Here is a 17,202-nt window from a genome sequence, read left to right as displayed (position 1 = left end):
GTCATAGTTAGCTATTGGCTGATCAGTATCAGCATTAATCAAGGTAAAGCTAACCAACCGGAGCCCTGATTGCGGAGGAGCCGTAACGATGTCTTCATGCTGATTTTGTTGTGGCTGTTTTTTGGGTTTAACGACCAGTTGCACTTCGTCGCTCGCACTTTTCCCCTCATTGTCGGTTACTGTCAACCTGAATTCATAAGAACCTTGCTTGAGGGCAGAGAGACTCAGTTGTCCGCTATTTATTCCTTCCATGTCGATAGGGGATGGACCGGAGGTTTGCTCCCATTGATAACCGACGATCTCCCCATCATCATCAAAGCTTTCCGAACCATTCAACATAAGGCTGTTTTCAGGAAGGGTTAGCGTTTGATCTCCGCCTGCCGAGGCTGTAGGAGTCTGGTTCTCCCGGGGTTTTGGCGCGACAGTTACTGTCACCTGATCTTCTGCGGAGGCACCATTGTTGTCAGTAACTGTTAATTTGAATGTATAAACACCCTCGGTTAATTCACTGATCTCTGGTTTGTTTGTATTACCACCGTTGACCTTATAACTCTCCGGGCCTTCAACCTTCTCACATGAATAAGAAACAATAGTTCCGTCGGGATCCTCACTTTTCGAGCCGTCAATGGTAACTTTGTTATTTGGTAATGTAATCTTCAGGTCTTCACCGGCTTTGGCTACCGGCGTTTGGTTAGGCTTTTGAGCACCCTTCTCAGTCCTGATAACCAGATAAGTGGCAAATCTTCTGTCGGTACCGAAAGGTCCTACCATTTCTCCGGTAGGGTCTTTGACCACATTGCTGTTGTTATGATCGATCATGTCAACCGCCACTTGTGCATCAGAGGCATTGTAAATACCTTCATACAAATAGTTTCCAGTAAGATCACCTGCTACATTCTGTACGTCTATGATTCTGAATTTGTCTCCGTTGTTCAGCCCGAACTTGCTGATGTCAATGTATTTTTCACCCTGTCTTGAAAAATTCATAATGACAACATGGCCTCTCCAATCACTGTCATAATGTTTAAGGTATTCATTGGGGAAGTACCTGATCATGTCGTTGGGGTACTCCCGGTCATAGATGCTGCTTTTGTCAAAACCTTTCTTTTGCCAGTCATTGAAGCTTATTTTATCATAAGACTGCCGGACATGATCACGTATCCATCTTGAGTAGTGCACATTGCCACCACCGTAAAAAGCGTTGTTGTTCCATTTTACAGCATGAGGCAGCATTCTTTTTTCCAGATGAGAAGCCACCTGAAAATCCAGTTGTGTTCCGTTTAAAGCAACAAATGTGTTGCCTGAAACCTCTTTTATACTGGCTACATTTCTGAAAACAGCCCCGTTTCCGACAAAATAATTGTTTTTAACATATAGATTTCTCCTGTCATTATTACTATTCAGTGAGAAACCACTTTGCCAGCTCTCGCCTCCTTTGTCATGCCAACTGATATTACCGATGATCCTGATGTCAGTATCAAAAGTATATCCGCCAATTTTTGAGTTGGGTGAAACTCTTCCGGGATGCCGCTTACCGCTGAGTGTTCCGCCGTTAATTAAAACATTCTCAATTAAGTCGACATGGTCTACCTTACTTTCCCCTGTCCTTTCATCCACGCCACTCTGTGCCCAGAATTGTAATTGTTCCTCGGCAGAAAACTGGAAAATGCTGTGTTTATGGATGAGCCTTCCTTGATTGAAAGAACCCCATTGCTGATAAACACTGTGGAAACGATCCCTTTCAGGGCTGCTGTGGCCGGTATTGGTGATCACATTACCATAAAATGTGGCATTTCCCTGTCTCAACCTGGAGTTCACCCCAATGCCGCTGTGCCCGAGATTCCAGAAAACACAGTTGATGATTCTGCCCCCATAAGCCTGTATACTTATGAAACCAGTCATATTATCATAATTTTGACCTCCGGCTATGGTACCGGGCGCTCTTTCACCGGTAGATCCATAGGACATATTTTTAATGGTACTCAGATCCCTTTGTGGAGAGTTTTTCCCAAAGTTACCCTGCATAACAATCTCCCTGACCCATACGAACCGGCCAATATCGGAGTGATTGGCATCTCTGGTATTCCAACCTCCAACCGGATCATTGCGGTCTGAAGTTTTCCAGTGGACTTCCCCTCCTATAACAATTCCATTTGGATTCAACTTTCTGTCTATGTGCCTGAAATTATTTTGAGGGTATTTTTCTATTCTGAAAACAGCAAAACCACCGGGCTCACTCATGTAGTGGATAGCCCCTTCATACGTATCGCTGCATCCCGTAGCATAAATTCTGGTACCTTCCGTATAGATACCCTGGTCCCATCTCAACAGCACACTATCCCCACATTGTAATTGCCGGGCCATTTCTCCCTGGGTAATGGCTCTCCAGTCGGCGGGATTATCCCTGGTAACCTTACTTAAATCGGTTTCCGTGCCTTTCGGGGAGGTATAGTATACCTTTCCGGTGGAAATGAAACATAAGAAGAGTAAGAAAAGTGTAGTTAGCGTAATTTTTTTCATCATGGTTGTAATTCTTCATACTTGAACCTGAAGCCACCACCGATCTCAAATATTCCACAGAAGGTTCCCAACTACCTTCTGAGAAGGAAAAAGATATGATAGTTTTGAAAACAATCCTTTCTGATTTTAAACAAAACAATTGGCGACTTCTTGTTTAAAAAGCCCGGAACATGGCGACTTTAAGTTCCGGATTGTTAACATTAATTTAATTGAATTTAATGAATCCAAACCCGTGGATTCTTAGATGCTAAAGGCGTATCCTTTTGCATACTATTGTCATTAAACATGCTGACCAAAAATAACTTAGCCAAGCTTTCAACAAAATATAGGCTAACTTTGGAATGATCTAATTCCGACTTTGGGTTGAGTTGTTCGAACGACGTCAAAATCAACGATCCAAAGTAATAATAAATTAACCAAATAAGCAATCGGAAAAATTTATTTGTTCAAACTTTTAGTGTAACATAATGGGGGAAATTCAATCGATTTTGGTGGTTTACTAGGGGTCAATCTGTCATATTGCCATCATCAAATGATTGACCTTTTTACGATACTTACGGGTAGGCAACAGGGCAAACAGCAATAATTAAAGAACAGATGGTAACGGTATGGGTACAAATTCTACACTTTTTAATGTGGCCGTGAGCGATTTTTATTACACCGATCTTACATCTTAAAAGGGTAATAATTAGGTTATTAGATAAGATAACTAAATTTTAACTTCATAGTTATTGAAAACCATTCTCAAACCACAATTTCCCAATGTGTGGAATATTTTCACACTTTTATTTATTTCATAATTAGTGAGTTATGAATCAAGCCGGCGTATAATTTTCAACATCAGTCGATAGAAAACCAGTAGATACAATACGATGTAGAAAAATTTGTATAATACTAATGTAAAATTAATCAAAGAATTTCGACCAAGATTTCTTAGCGCACAAAAAATTGTACATAATTACTAATTTATATTATTTTTAAGAGAATGAAAATCTTCGTAATTTTTTTAAGCCAAACCTAAAATTGTATTATTTTGACTTAATATTAAATAATATCTTTTTTGAAAAACGATTCTATTTTTCCACTTATATTTGAATCGCTGAAGTCATAGTATGACTATACCTGATACGGCGACGCTTGATTTTTGCGTGAATAGGCCTTAAAGCGAACTCATTAGAGCCATCGACTTGATTCATACTATGACTATAACGCTCCGGCGGAGTAAAAGCGTTCACGTCCTTTTTGTGTCATGGACAACGCCATACCCCCAATACCAAGTAAGTGAAAAATTTCATGTCTGGTGAGACCGGCAATCGATTTAAAATATACACGCAACAATTTGGTTGCATTTTTTTCTGAATTTTTTTAACTTATACTTGCACCGGGAAATAATTTCCTCCTCCGCTTATATTCTGATGGTGCTTTCTTTGACGGTTCATTAACCCGTTCATAGATAATCCCAGGAATTACTGAAATTTCCTGACAATCAATTAGTTGTAAGAATTTTGCTACTTTTAAGGCTAAATTGAAAATATGAGTATAGATATCATTTTTACCATTACACTCATCCTTGCCGGAGGGGTTATCATGTTACTGGCCCTTTTTGGGACAAGGCAGATCTTTAAGTTATTGGAGAACATGAAATATCGTTAAAACTGGCGCATATTGTTTTATTTAATGGTATTTTTTTTCCTGGGCTATCTGGCGACAGCTTTTATCGTATGGAGAGGTTTTAACGATATTCTTAACCTGCTTACCGGAGTAGTATTTTTTTTCGGTGCAACTTTTGTCTATATTGTTGTTCAATCAGGTTTATATACTATTAACGATCTGAAAGCCAAAACCATGTCTATCATCAACCAGACACAAAAACTGAAGATATCACAGGAAAAACTATAGTTGATCAACAATGCGTTAAATGCCAGGAACCAGGAACTTGAGCAGTTCAATTACATGGCTTCTCATGACCTGCAGGAGCCATTGCGTACTATTACCAGTGTTATTAGTTTGTTGGAACTGGAGTATGGTAATAAACTTGGAAAAAACGGTGATCAATACCTCGCCTTCATTACCCAGGCTGCAGATCGCATGCGGAATCTTATCAAAGCCTTGTTAAACTACTCGAAGCTTGGCACAAAAGACAAACCGCTTGAAAGGGCAGACTGCGACATCTTGATGCACGAAGTAATTCAATCCCTCGATGCTGCGATCCGGGAAAACAACGCGGTGATCGAAGTCGGGGAATTACCCACTATACCGGTTTACAGGTTGGAAATGATGCAACTTTTTCAGAATCTTTTAAGCAATGCGATTAAATTTCGGAAAAAAAATGTGTCGCCAAAGGTTAAAATAACTTCCGGACAAGAAGGAAAATACCGGAGGTTTTCATTCAGTGATAACAGTATTGGAATTCCTGAAAAGCATAGAGAGGACATATTTGTAATTTTCAAAAGGCTGCATACCAAAGGGGAATATGATGGTACAGGTATTGGCCTGGCCCATTGTAAAAAGATCGTAGAGATGCATGATGGAAATATTTGGGTCGAATCTGACTATGGCAAGGGATGTACATTTTATTTTACTATTTTAGCACATTGATGCACTAAAGCTTACTGACCACCGAAAAAATGATCTATGATAGTCGTATCCATGTTATGTTTTGCCTTATCACTTTTTAATTTTCAGGTTTTTCCTCAACAGGAAAAGAAAAACCTGAAAGCAATGGAGTGGCTTATTGGCACCTGGAAAAGAACCAATACAAAACCCGGGGAGGATGCCTACGAAAAATGGGAAAAGATATCGACAAAGGAATTTAGTGGAATAGGGGTCACTTTGAAAGGGGAGGACACGGTATTTATGGAAAGGTTGGAAATTGTCGTCAAAAATGATGGTCTGTTTTATATAGCAGAGGTTGCTCACAATCCGGCACCTGTATATTTTGAAATAAAAAAACAGGAAGCTTCGGGTTTTGTCTCTTCAAACCCGGACCATGACTTTCCCAAGCAGATAAGTTATCATTTAGAAGGGGACAAACTTACAGCAAAAATTTCGGGAAATGGTAAATCTATGGTATTTGACTTCCTGAGGGTAAAGTAAGTGGTTTAATGTTTAACCGATTTCATAGTAAAAAGATTTTCTAAGCAATTCCAGACTTTTGGGTATCGCGGTGTTCGGATCTTCTTTCCCTTCGAATTCCAGGGATACATAACCTTTGTAGTTTTGTTTTCTCATAATTTCACCGATCCGGGCATAATCGAGATCCAGCGTATACCATTTGCCCTCACCGTAATAAGTCTTGGCCTGCATAAGGAATGTATCCGGTGCCAGCGCTTCCAGTTGCTGATATGGGTTTTCCAGGAAGTTACCGGTATCCAGGGTGACTTTCAGCCAGGGTGAGTTGATCTCATCGATAATCCGTTTGACACCAGCAGCAGTTCTGCCCAGCCCCCAGTGGTTTTCAAGACCCAGTACTACACCACATTCTTCGGCTTTTGCAAGGCATTGCTCTATGGAGTCGATCACCCATTTAAACCCATCTTCTGCAGTATAACCTTCAATCTCAGGTTCGATACCACGATTTTCCATCAATTCGTCAAACGACTTGGTAGTTCCCCAGCGTCCTGTGTTTATTCTCATAGTCGGAATGCCGAGTTTGTAGGCCAATTCAATTTGGTGGATTGTTTTTTTAATGTTTTCGTCCCTGTAACCCTTGTCCGGGTTCACATATCCCTGATGTGTAGAAAACCCACAAAGGTCCAAACCGCTGTGGAACGCACGTTTTTTTAGCTTTTGCAGGTAGCTGTTTTCCTCTGAGGTCATTTGTACCAGTAACAATTCAATGCCATCGAACCCCATGGCTGCTGCTTGTTCAATGCAGCTTTCAATAGGCACACTTTCCTTAGGACCATTAAATTGCCAAAAAGAGTAAGTAGAAACACCTATGGGGTTATTTCTGATAGAAGGGGAGGGGTTGTTATTTGTATCAGCCGTCTGATCTTCAGTTGGTTGTACATTACACCCTGCCACCAAGCTGCCTATGGCCGCCACTGCACCGGATTGCACAAATTTTCGTCTTGAATTTTTCATGGATTTGTGATTAGATTAAAAAATTTCCTTTCAATCTATGAAAAAAAACGAATTCTTTAAAATCAGTTAGCCATTAACAATGAATAATTGACAATCATCAATGCCCAATTAACAGCCAACAAATACACCTTAAAAAAACAATTGTCAATTATAAATTGTCAAATGTCAATTTTAAAACTACTTTACGATTTCCTGAATCAACTGATCCTTGCTATTGATAAACTCTTCAAAAGAGACCGTAGTTTCTGTACGAATGACCCCTTCGATCGAGTGAATCTCTTGGATAATGTGTTTGGCATGTTCCGTATCAAGGGCCCGGATTTTGCAGGTGATGTTAAACTTGCCACTCGTAATATTGGCTACGGTAATTTGAGGGATTTTTTTTAGTTCATGGCAAACCTTGTCTATGTTTAACCCGCTGTTTACCAGCACTCCCAGATAACAGGTGAATTTATATCCCAGTTTGTTATAATCTATCACCACAGAGGTTTTTTGAATGATGCCCATCTTTTCCAGTTTCTTTACGCGTTGGTGGATCGTACCGTGCGACACCTTGATTTTTTTTGCCATTTCTGTGTAAGGCATTTTACCATCTTCTACCAGATAAGACAAAATAGCACTATCGGTACTATCAATTTGATATAATGGATTCATGTTAATATGGATATTGTATAATATTTATAAAGAAACCCCATTGATCATTAAATTATTATATAAAATTACAAATAGTTATATATTTTTTATATAAAAAAGAATAAATCATTATAATTTTGTCATTGATTACAAAATATTGAAAGTAATTGACCTTAATAATTGAAAATAATTACCTTTGGAACTCATTTTAGTAACATTAATAAATAAAATATGGCCTTCGATATTGAAATGATTAAAGCAGTCTATGAAACCATAGGCGATCGTGTAAATAAAGCAAGAGCATTAACAGGAAAACCCCTTACCCTGGCGGAAAAAATATTATATTCACACCTTTCTCAAAGTGATCCTGACCAGGTTTATGAGCGGGGTAAGGCTTATGTAGATTTTGATCCGGACAGAATCGCCCTGCAGGATGCTACCGCGCAAATGGCGTTATTGCAATTTATGCAGGCCGGAAAGCCTAAAACTGCGGTACCTACCACGGTTCACTGCGATCATTTGATTCAGGCAAAAATCGGGGCGGCGACCGACCTTCAAAATGCCCTGAATACCAGCAATGAGGTGTTTAACTTCCTCGAAACGGTATCTGACAAGTATGGCATTGGTTTCTGGAAACCAGGGGCGGGGATCATTCATCAGGTGGTTTTGGAAAACTATGCTTTCCCTGGCGGCATGATGATCGGAACGGATTCCCATACTGTCAATGCCGGTGGATTGGGTATGCTGGCAATTGGTGTCGGCGGTGCCGATGCAGTAGATGTAATGGCCGGAATGCCATGGGAATTGAAATTTCCTAAACTGATAGGTGTAAAACTGACTGGTAAGCTCAACGGATGGACCGCCTCCAAAGACGTTATATTGAAGGTAGCTGGTATTCTTACCGTTAAGGGGGGTACCGGAGCGATTCTGGAATATTTCGGAGAAGGGGCAAAAAGCATGTCATGCACCGGAAAAGGAACCATATGCAACATGGGGGCTGAAATTGGTGCAACTACCTCTACTTTTGGTTATGATGAGTCTATGGAAAGATATTTGAGGGCCACCGGCAGGGAAAAAGTGGCTGATCTAGCCAAGGCTGTCAAAGAACACTTGACAGGGGACGATGAGGTATATGCCAACCCTGAAAAATACTTTGATCAGGTCATTGAGATTAATTTATCTGAGCTTGAGCCGCATATCAATGGACCTTTTACACCGGATTTGGCGACACCGGTTTCAAAAATGGCCAGTACACTAAAGGAAAATGGCTGGCCTGAAAAAATAGAATGGGGATTGATCGGATCCTGTACCAATTCTTCCTACGAAGATATTTCAAGGGCGGCTTCAATCGCGGAACAGGCGTTAAACAAGGGCTTGAAAACAAAAGCCGAATTTGGTATCAATCCCGGTTCTGAACAAGTAAGGTTTACTATCGAAAGGGATGGTTACATAGATACATTTGAGCAGTTGGATGCTAAAATATTTACCAATGCCTGCGGCCCGTGTATTGGGCAATGGGAAAGAACGGGAGCAGATAAGGAAGAAAAAAACTCCATTATTCATTCGTTTAACAGGAATTTTGCCAAACGTAACGATGGCAACCCTAATACCCATGCCTTTGTAGCCTCCCCCGAGATGGTGGCAGCAATAGCCATATCCGGAAATCTGGGATTTAACCCGATGAAGGATAAATTAATCAATGATAAAGGCGAAGAGGTGATGCTGGATCCACCGACAGGGGATGAATTGCCTGAGAAAGGATTCGATGTAGCAGATCCGGGGTTCAAAGCGCCTTCGGCAGATGGCTCTTCGGTAGAGGTATCTGTGAATCCTGCGTCAAAAAGATTGCAACTGCTTTCTCCGTTTGCTCCATGGAACGGAGAAAATATTCAAGGTGCCAGGTTATTGATCAAAGCGAAAGGTAAATGCACCACGGATCATATTTCCATGGCAGGGCCCTGGTTGAGATTCAGAGGTCATTTGGATAATATTTCAAATAATACCCTGACTGGGGCGGTCAATGCATTTAACGATAAAACCGATCATGTCAAAAATCAGTTGACAGGTGAATATGGCCCGGTGCCTGATACCCAGAGAGCGTATAAGGCGGCAGGCGTTCCGACTTTGGTAGTTGGCGACCAAAATTATGGGGAAGGTTCATCACGTGAGCATGCTGCCATGCAACCCAGGCACCTGGGAGTGGTAGCGGTGCTGGTCAGGTCTTTTGCCAGAATCCATGAAACCAATCTTAAAAAACAGGGTATGCTTGCATTGACGTTTGCCAATGAGTCTGATTATGCTAAAATTCAGGAGGATGATACTTTTGATTTTGTTGACTTAAAGGCATTCAGCGCCGGTAAACCTTTGACTATCCTGGCAAAACACGCTGATGGTACTGAAGATACCATTATAGCCAACCATACTTATAATGAGGGGCAGATTGAATGGTTCAGGGCAGGATCGGCTTTGAATTTGATCAAAAAGCAGAATGCCTGAAGCGCTGAATAGCACCAAAAATTAACCCTATGAGCCTTCACATTGAAGCAAAGCCTGGCGACATAGCCGAGACAGTACTTATTTCAGGTGATCCCAAACGCGCCAGGCATATTGCTGAAACTATGCTGACTGACTCGAGTTGTTTTAATGAGGTGCGGAATATGCACGGCTTTACAGGTTCGTTTGAAGGGAAAAAAATTTCCGTAATGGGAACAGGTATGGGCATGCCCAGTACGGCCATTTACCTGCATGAGTTGATGGTTGACTATCAGGTTAAAAAAGTCATCCGGATGGGGACCTGTGGCTGTATTCAACCAGGGCTCGAATTGGGCCATGTTATTATGGCTATGGGCGCATCAACTGATTCCAACATCAACCGGTCTGCTTTCAATGGCTTTGATTTTGCCCCATTGGCCGATTATGCTTTGTTGGAATCGGCCCGAAATGCGGCCCGTGAGATGGGTGCTGAAACGACCGTTGGGAACGTTTTCAGCACCGACCTGTTTTATCACCCCGATGACCCCAAACGTTATCAGGTATGGATGGACCACAACATCTTGTGTGTGGAAATGGAAACAGCGATATTGTATACTATGGCGTCGAGGTTCGGTGTTTCCGCTTTGTCTTTGCTCACAGTAAGCGATAATATTCTGACAAAGGCGTCCGCTTCAACCCTCGACCGGGAAAGCGCTTTTACCGATATGGTTCAAATTGCCTTGAAAATTGCCTGATTGCGCTGACTTTCCCGGTTTGACCGCCTTCTGATACACTGAAGTTGTTGTTTAAAGAATGTGCCTAAAATATCTTTTTTGCTATTGTTCTGTCCCGGCAGCTAATTTCCAGACTATGATTATGCGATTTTGAATACGATATGGTACCGATGCAAAATTATTATCAGGATTTAAACGCACGGTGTGGCGTGATCACGGTTACTCAGGTTATCTGTTTAATGATGTTATCCGAAGTGGTTGATCAATGCTTCTTTTTGTTGCTTTGAGATGGTGTAAAAATCTCCAATGCGGTGATACTCCACTTTTTTGTTGCCCTTGTTATCTCTTCCCAGGGTCTTATTAAAAAAAGATAAATAAGCGGTCTGATCGCCTGGGGAATCATATAGGGCAAGTTCGGTATATTCCATGTTGTGGCTGCTGGTCAAGGGAGCTTCTAACAGGGGCGCGAGGTTGTTTATATGTAAACCGTCGATAAATTTTGAAATACCACGGTGTAAGGTCATTTTCTTTTTCAATAACATCTTTTTGCTCCAGTTTCGGTCTATTTCCGAATAGGGGAATAAGCTCCATTTACGGTTAACTTTCCACATAACCATTCCAATAACAAAGGCTTCAAGGATCCAGACAAACCATAAAACAAAACCGTTTATGGGTAAAGGTCCGATAGACCACAATCCGTATTTTGATAATGCTACAATATTAAAAAAAAGATTTGCCGGGTTACCTAATATGGCTGTAAAATCTCCCCAGCTAAAGCGGGTATGTGCAATCAAATTACCCTCTCCGGCAGCATTATAAGCTAAGGTCATATGCGCTGCCCAGGATACATAAAATCCGGTTAGAAATATTAGAATCATAAAGAAATGTTCCATTTTTCTTGATCTTACGTGTCCCCATCTTACAACAGGGTATACCAAAAGCCCCAAAACAACGCCAAACCCCCCAGTTACAAAAAAGTTGAAATATACAATCGGTATATGCCAGATTATAAGCGAATAAGCTATGCCTGATAGTGGTATCACGGAAATTGACAATATAATACAAATGAGAAAAGATAATGGTGAAGAATCTCCGCTAGGCTGGTAAGTGGAATGTTGATGGTTATTAGACGGATTCATTCTAGATTTTTTAGGCCTAATAGTATAAACAGATCATTACGTTTTCACATCGAAATTCTTACATTCAATACGCATGTACGAATTTTTGATTTCATTCAGTAAGGACGCTCCTGACTCACCTGATTGACCTCCTCTTAAATTACGAAAGGCGAAAACCGGAATACTGATGAAAGTCAGACCGTTAAATGATGCGTGTCATTGGTTTTGAAGGGCAATCACAACATATTATCGCACAATTCAAAACTATTAAAACGGCCATTTAACCTATGATTCAAGCAAAAGGATCCGATCTTTTTAAAAACTGGTGGCTGCTTACAATCAATGGTATTGCTGCTATCGTATTTGGTATTGCTGCCATTTTTTTGCCGGAAATCACCTTATTAATACTGATTAACTATTTTGGTATCCTGGCAGTATTTTTAGGCATGTTTTTTATACTGGGGGGTATTTATTACAGAAAGAAAAATACATTGTGGCGATTTTGGATTTATGAAGGTAACCTCAACTTTATTATTGGCCTTATTATCTTATTCAATCCCCGCCTTACCATTGATACATTCGTTGTTTTGGTAGCTTTATGGGCTGTTTTTACCGGTTTCGCCCAACTAATATCTGCGATTAAACTAAAGGCGTTTGTGCCGAAAAGAATTCTGTATTTTGTAAATGGCATCATTGGAGTGATATTTGGTGGGATATTGATTTTTAGCAAGATGGATTATCAGGCATTAGCACTGGTACTCGGTTTTTTTGCGATTGTAGAAGGCGTCTTTTCAATCGTAATTTCATTTGTGATGAGGGGTATAAGTAAAAACATTGAGCAAACCACTACCGAAACGTTTCATTATACCCATTCTCAATAGAAATAGCCACGTGCTGTATTTGAACCATAGCACTTTACCATCCCGGCCAAAAATTCAACCCGAAGGTACCGGTCTTTATGTCCTCACGTTGAAAAGGAATAGCATAATAGGGTTCCAGCACCATTTGGCCGAATAGATTAATTCGCAGTGACCAGCCCATGCTATATACCGGGGTAGCTTCCGGGGTGTCGGTTCCGGAGGAGCTACTAAAAAGTTTTCTCCCTGAGTCCCAGGCCACACCGGCATCGAAGAACCAGGTTACTTCCGTAAAGAGCATGGAAGACTCAAATAATGTCAGCCGCTTTGGTCCGCTTAGAGGAAGCCTTACTTCAAAATTGCCTACAAGAATCCTGCTTCCAAAAAGATCGTTTACTGTAAAACCATTGTCAATACCGCCATTCAGCCGGTTGGTAAATATCACATTATCATATCCCCTGATCAGTGTAGGAAAACCAATGAACAATTCAGAAAGTCTGTCATTTTCCGCATGATGTCCATGCCGGGCAAAGTGATAAGCTCTGAATGCCAGTGATAGGGGTTTTACATATTGATATTTCCGAAAATCGACAAGAAACGTGTGAAAATCCAAATCCCCCAGAAATTTACTAACTTCAAGCCTGATCCTGTTTCCCTGCAGTGGCGAGGCAATACCAAATTTTGAATTGTCTTTAACAAACGCCAAACTTCCGCTCCAGACACTGAAACCCGATGGGGCCGGTAATTTTTCATCCCGGCTTTCTCCGATTAAAATATCATCCAGGTAGTAATTATTTATCCGGTCCAGACGGTAGCTGTAACGGGAAAAGGTGGATCCCAGTTCGAAACGGTTGGTTAGAGATAACGGGAGGAAGGTAAACACGCTTATCTGATCCTCGAAAGTCCGTAATTCATCAAGATAAAGATTGTCGACAACCAGTGTGGTGTCATTGTACTGAATAGTGTCCGCTTTTAATCCCAGGCGGCTTGATCTGAAGGGAATGTGGGAGATGGCAACGCCCCAGTTAATCCTGTTTTTCTGGTTTAGATAGGCGGCCATGCCTGCAAAATCATAGATCATACCATTAAGTGCAAGGCCGGTTAGCAACTGGTTATTACCAATCATATCACTAAAAAGCATGTTGACTCCCCCGGCTATACCTGTTCCATAACGGCTTGTGGAGATTCCAATGCCAAGGTTTGAAATGTAATCCAGTTTAAATTTGGGCCTGTAGGGAAAAACTTTAAAAGAATCAACCGGTACCGGGTAAAGGGTATCGATTTTCGAAAGATGCTCATCCACCAAATTGGCCGGGGAGGGCTGAACCGGCGGGAGCGTGGCTGCGAGAAAATTGATACTTTCCGGGTTGACTTTCTTCTCGTGAAAATCTTTTAGAGGAGCTCTGTAAATCGTATATCCTTTTTTGAAATAATGGGTGTAGGCAATGCATTCATTTTTCATGGCCAGACTGATGGCCGGGGAAAAGGTAGTTATCCCACTGATTCCTGTAAAATAGTTGGTGGTCTGATAAACATGCTGATTCTTAAGGTCATACCGGTAAAGATTACGAAACCCATCCCTGTCTGATAAAAAGTATATGGAACGACTGTCGGGGCTAAACACCGGATTCAGGTTGTTGGCGCCGTAAAATAAATCCAGATCAATCACCTGCCCGGTAGACATGTCGAGGTAAGAGAGGTTAAATGTGTATTTACCATTGGTTTTTCCAAATCGATGACTTAAACGGTCGCTGGCAAATACGATAAAATTTCCATCGGGCGACCAGGACGGTTGGATGTCGGAATAGTAGTCATCAGTTAGCTTTTGTACACTTTTTTGCTTCAGGTCATAGCGGTAAAGATCACTTTGGCCCTGAACCAGGCCAGTGACCACGATGCTATTGCCATCGGGTGACCAGGAAGGGTCACCAAAGGAGGGCAAGCCTGATAACTTGATTTGGTTTACTATTTTATTTTTAAATACATCCAGGATCACCAGCTTATTGACTCCCTGACTGTATACCACATAAGCAAATTGATTCCCGTCCGGAGACCAGACCCCTGCTGACTCGATGAAATCAAGGGCATCAATATGACTTGCCCGTGTGGCACTGGAGATTTTTTTTAAAATTTTTCCGGTACCGGCATCTGCCAAAAAAAGATCGATGTTAAGCACATCTCTTTCAGATAGGAACATGAGATACTTTCCGTCGGGGCTAATAGCCGGTGATATGTTGATTGTTCCTGCATTTTCTTCCGAGATGATTCTGGTTCCGGCTATTGGGGCATTGTTTTCACTTTGGAATGGTTTATATATGTTCATCAGCGATTCCTGCCAGATCGCAGACATTGTATCGGCATTTAGGCTAAACATGGAAATCAAGGCGTTATCCAGGCCCAGTTTGGCTGTTCTTTTCAACATAGGTGTAATGACCGAATCCCCCCACACTCCGGTTAAAAAAGCCCAAAAAGCCTGGCCATAGCGATACGGAAAATACGCCCCGGGTCTGAACGTCAATTCTTTTAAGGTAGGAATGTCATCGTTGATCACAGCATCTCTCATCCACATAGCGGTATGGGCATCGATCCTGCCAATGGACAAGTATTCTGCGAGCCCTTCAATCATCCAAAGTGGTATATTTCGGATAGAAGAAGCGGTTGCGGAGTCGTCTCTTATGAGCATGTTATATTGAAAAGCATGGACAAGCTCATGTCCCAATACATGGTCAGTTTGCCGGGCAGACATCAGCAAGGGCATCACCACCCTGTTTTTTAAAGATTCTGTCACGCCACCGGTACCCACTCCGATCAGGCTGCTGATAGTCGTGGTCTGTTGAAAATCACCGTGGTTTCGGTAGAATATAATGGGATTTTTAAATTGGATGGTGTCTTTTAAAGATTGCTGATGAAGATGATACCATTGTTCACATCGCGCGGCAAGATGGTTGAGGAGTGAATCATCATCGATATAATGGTAAATCTCAAAGTTGGGTGTCTGCAACACGCTAAAATCGAGTGACTTATACTGTACCTTGTTTCTCCCGAAATATTGTCCGTTAGCTGATAGGGGAAAAATGGTGATGATAAAGATCCAGATGATATAACACCTCACAATCTCTGTACCATTCATGACCTTTTAAAAATGTTTTTGTAACCATTTGTTTTTTCCAAAGGCAAAATTGGAAATCAGGCCCCTGGTTATCAAGGATTAAGGTCAATGTTCTTGCTGACTTTGCGCATCGATTTCCGTTGAATGTCGATATAATCCAATCCTGCAGGATTGTTAAGATTTGAAGGTTGGGTCGGTTACCTTTCCAAACACTTCGCTGAAGCAGTACAATTTTATCCCGGGTTGTTCGTAATTATCCTATAAATTGCTATTTTTCCTTTTTTAAATCATTACTTTTTAATTAAGCGGATATAGGGTCTTTTAACCAATTTAATTTGAAATCACATCTTCTCTTTATGTAAGATTAGCGTGCCGGAATTCATCCGGAAGAATAGCTATATGTTTAATTTTTTAAAATCTTCGTCCAATCAAAAAAACATGAAAAACAATATCGAAAAGTTAGTAAAAAAAATTCCAATTATTAAAAGAGTACAAAAAGATAGAGCGTTCAAAAAAAAATTTAAAGTAGAAATAGATTTATTAAAAAAGAAACACCGCAACAATTCCGAAGCAAAGAGTATCATCCACTTCAGCATCAATAAAGCAGCGACACAATACGTTAAGGGAGTTTTGACAAAAATGTCAAATGAACATGGTTTGACCCCGGTGGCGATTCATGATTATGCCTTTTTGACAAAAATGCCGTATTTAGACTCGCTTTCAATAAAGGAAATGGAGCAGTATAAGCACATTTTTAAACCTCGGGGGTATCTGTACAGTGTTTTTGGAGGTATGATTGAAGGGATAGATAATCTGGAAAAATATAACGTGGTTTTATCTGTAAGAGATCCCAGGGATATATTGGTTTCCAATTATTATTCAACCGCATTAAGCCATCCTGTACCTCCGGAAAAGAGTGATAAAAGAGAAGAGTTTCTGGAGGTCAGGGAATGGGCCAGAAGCATTAGTATCGATGAATACGTTTTAAGCGAAAGTGATAAAGTGCACGCTGTTTTTGACAGGTACAGAAATAATCTCATTGCTAAATACGACAATGTTGGAATCGTCAGATATGAAGATATGGTTTCAGGCTACAGGCGTTGGTTAGCGGGCTTGGCAAATAAGTCAGGATTAAAAATCAGTGACCGGTTAAGTGAAGAGCTTTTGACAGAATATGAACAAAACAGGGTCAGGAAAGAAAATAAATTTGCCCATGTACGGAAAGGGGTTGCCGGTGACTACAGAGAAAAGCTACGTGAGGATACCATAGAACAGCTTAATGATCAATTTGACGGAATACTGCGTTTTTTTGGCTATAAAAAACAAGGGGCAACAATGTCTGTACCCGTGCATTCCTGAATCTAAATACCGATGCAGGAATCGCGACTGGCTCAGTGCTTTCGGGGTACCGGCGTTTTGAAAACCTGTTGATAAACTGACAAAACGGTAAACCGGCTTCAGGCATCGACCTAAAAGTGTGTTTTGATGCCGATATTCAGCGACAGCAGGTTAAACTTATGAACCGATGGCCGGGCCGATTCCACCATAAAAAAAAATACCGGTTTGTTGTTGATAAGCATCCGGTTCAGAGGTGTCCTGGGCGTGGGACAACAAACTGGCCATGAGACACAGCATAGGTAGTAAAATGTAAACAAGCGTAGTTTTCATATCAT

Annotated in this window: 13 protein-coding genes; 7 read left to right on the top strand and 6 right to left on the bottom strand. The window is 41.1% G+C overall.

Going from position 1 to position 17,202, the window contains the following annotated elements:
* Positions 1-2,523: PKD domain-containing protein (locus AC04NP_RS15610; protein ID WP_482860720.1), on the bottom strand; the 2,523-nt coding region annotated here is incomplete at its 3' end.
* A 1,674-nt stretch (positions 2,524-4,197) separates the two neighbouring features.
* On the opposite strand from AC04NP_RS15610, the gene AC04NP_RS15605 reads away from it, so the two are divergent.
* From AC04NP_RS15605 to AC04NP_RS15595, 3 genes are read left to right on the top strand one after another with little or no spacing between them, the layout of a single operon-like run.
* On the top strand, positions 4,198-4,419 hold the full coding sequence (locus AC04NP_RS15605; RefSeq protein ID WP_482860719.1) for a hypothetical protein: 222 nt from the start codon (positions 4,198-4,200) through the stop codon (positions 4,417-4,419).
* On the top strand, positions 4,420-5,118 hold the full coding sequence (locus tag AC04NP_RS15600) for a sensor histidine kinase (protein ID WP_482860718.1): 699 nt from the start codon (positions 4,420-4,422) through the stop codon (positions 5,116-5,118). It begins immediately after the preceding gene.
* Positions 5,119-5,154: 36 nt separating this feature from the next.
* Positions 5,155-5,616, top strand: coding sequence for a DUF6265 family protein (locus AC04NP_RS15595; RefSeq protein WP_482860717.1), 462 nt, complete (start codon positions 5,155-5,157; stop codon positions 5,614-5,616).
* Between the two features lie 12 nt (positions 5,617-5,628).
* Here AC04NP_RS15595 and AC04NP_RS15590 read toward each other — a convergent pair whose 3' ends face one another.
* Both AC04NP_RS15590 and AC04NP_RS15585 read right to left on the bottom strand, forming a co-directional pair.
* Positions 5,629-6,606, bottom strand: a complete 978-nt coding sequence (locus AC04NP_RS15590; RefSeq protein WP_482860716.1) for a sugar phosphate isomerase/epimerase family protein — start codon at positions 6,604-6,606, stop codon at positions 5,629-5,631.
* 177 nt (positions 6,607-6,783) lie between these two features.
* The gene (locus AC04NP_RS15585) at positions 6,784-7,260 is read right to left on the bottom strand and encodes an Lrp/AsnC family transcriptional regulator (protein ID WP_482860715.1); all 477 of its coding nucleotides are present in this window, start codon (positions 7,258-7,260) and stop codon (positions 6,784-6,786) included.
* A gap of 210 nt (positions 7,261-7,470) precedes the next feature.
* On the opposite strand from AC04NP_RS15585, the gene AC04NP_RS15580 reads away from it, so the two are divergent.
* Positions 7,471-9,735 (top strand): aconitate hydratase, encoded by a 2,265-nt coding sequence (locus tag AC04NP_RS15580; RefSeq protein ID WP_482860714.1) that lies wholly within the window; start codon positions 7,471-7,473, stop codon positions 9,733-9,735.
* A gap of 29 nt (positions 9,736-9,764) precedes the next feature.
* A complete protein-coding gene (gene deoD, locus AC04NP_RS15575) occupies positions 9,765-10,466 on the top strand; it encodes a purine-nucleoside phosphorylase (protein WP_482860713.1) in 702 nt (233 codons plus the stop codon).
* A gap of 224 nt (positions 10,467-10,690) precedes the next feature.
* On the opposite strand, the gene AC04NP_RS15570 is transcribed toward deoD, so the two are convergent.
* A complete protein-coding gene (locus tag AC04NP_RS15570; protein ID WP_482860712.1) occupies positions 10,691-11,323 on the bottom strand; it encodes a hypothetical protein in 633 nt (210 codons plus the stop codon).
* 527 nt (positions 11,324-11,850) lie between these two features.
* On the opposite strand from AC04NP_RS15570, the gene AC04NP_RS15565 reads away from it, so the two are divergent.
* Positions 11,851-12,444 (top strand): HdeD family acid-resistance protein, encoded by a 594-nt coding sequence (locus tag AC04NP_RS15565; protein ID WP_482860711.1) that lies wholly within the window; start codon positions 11,851-11,853, stop codon positions 12,442-12,444.
* A gap of 34 nt (positions 12,445-12,478) precedes the next feature.
* Here AC04NP_RS15565 and AC04NP_RS15560 read toward each other — a convergent pair whose 3' ends face one another.
* Positions 12,479-15,550: a tolB protein precursor gene (locus tag AC04NP_RS15560; protein ID WP_482860710.1), complete on the bottom strand. Its 3,072-nt coding sequence runs from the start codon at positions 15,548-15,550 to the stop codon at positions 12,479-12,481.
* A gap of 417 nt (positions 15,551-15,967) precedes the next feature.
* Between AC04NP_RS15560 and AC04NP_RS15555 the strand changes: the two genes are divergently transcribed.
* The gene (locus AC04NP_RS15555; RefSeq protein WP_482860709.1) at positions 15,968-16,888 is read left to right on the top strand and encodes a sulfotransferase domain-containing protein; all 921 of its coding nucleotides are present in this window, start codon (positions 15,968-15,970) and stop codon (positions 16,886-16,888) included.
* Between the two features lie 156 nt (positions 16,889-17,044).
* Here AC04NP_RS15555 and AC04NP_RS15550 read toward each other — a convergent pair whose 3' ends face one another.
* Positions 17,045-17,197 carry a hypothetical protein gene (locus AC04NP_RS15550; protein WP_482860707.1) on the bottom strand — a complete coding sequence of 51 codons (153 nt, stop codon included), beginning with the start codon at positions 17,195-17,197 and terminating at the stop codon, positions 17,045-17,047.
* Positions 17,198-17,202 lie beyond the last annotated feature (5 nt).

It is taken from the genome of Agaribacillus sp. DX54 (genome assembly GCF_056858335.1).
The sequence above is the reverse complement of the archived record's forward strand: the minus strand, read 5'-3'. Positions and strand labels throughout refer to the sequence as shown.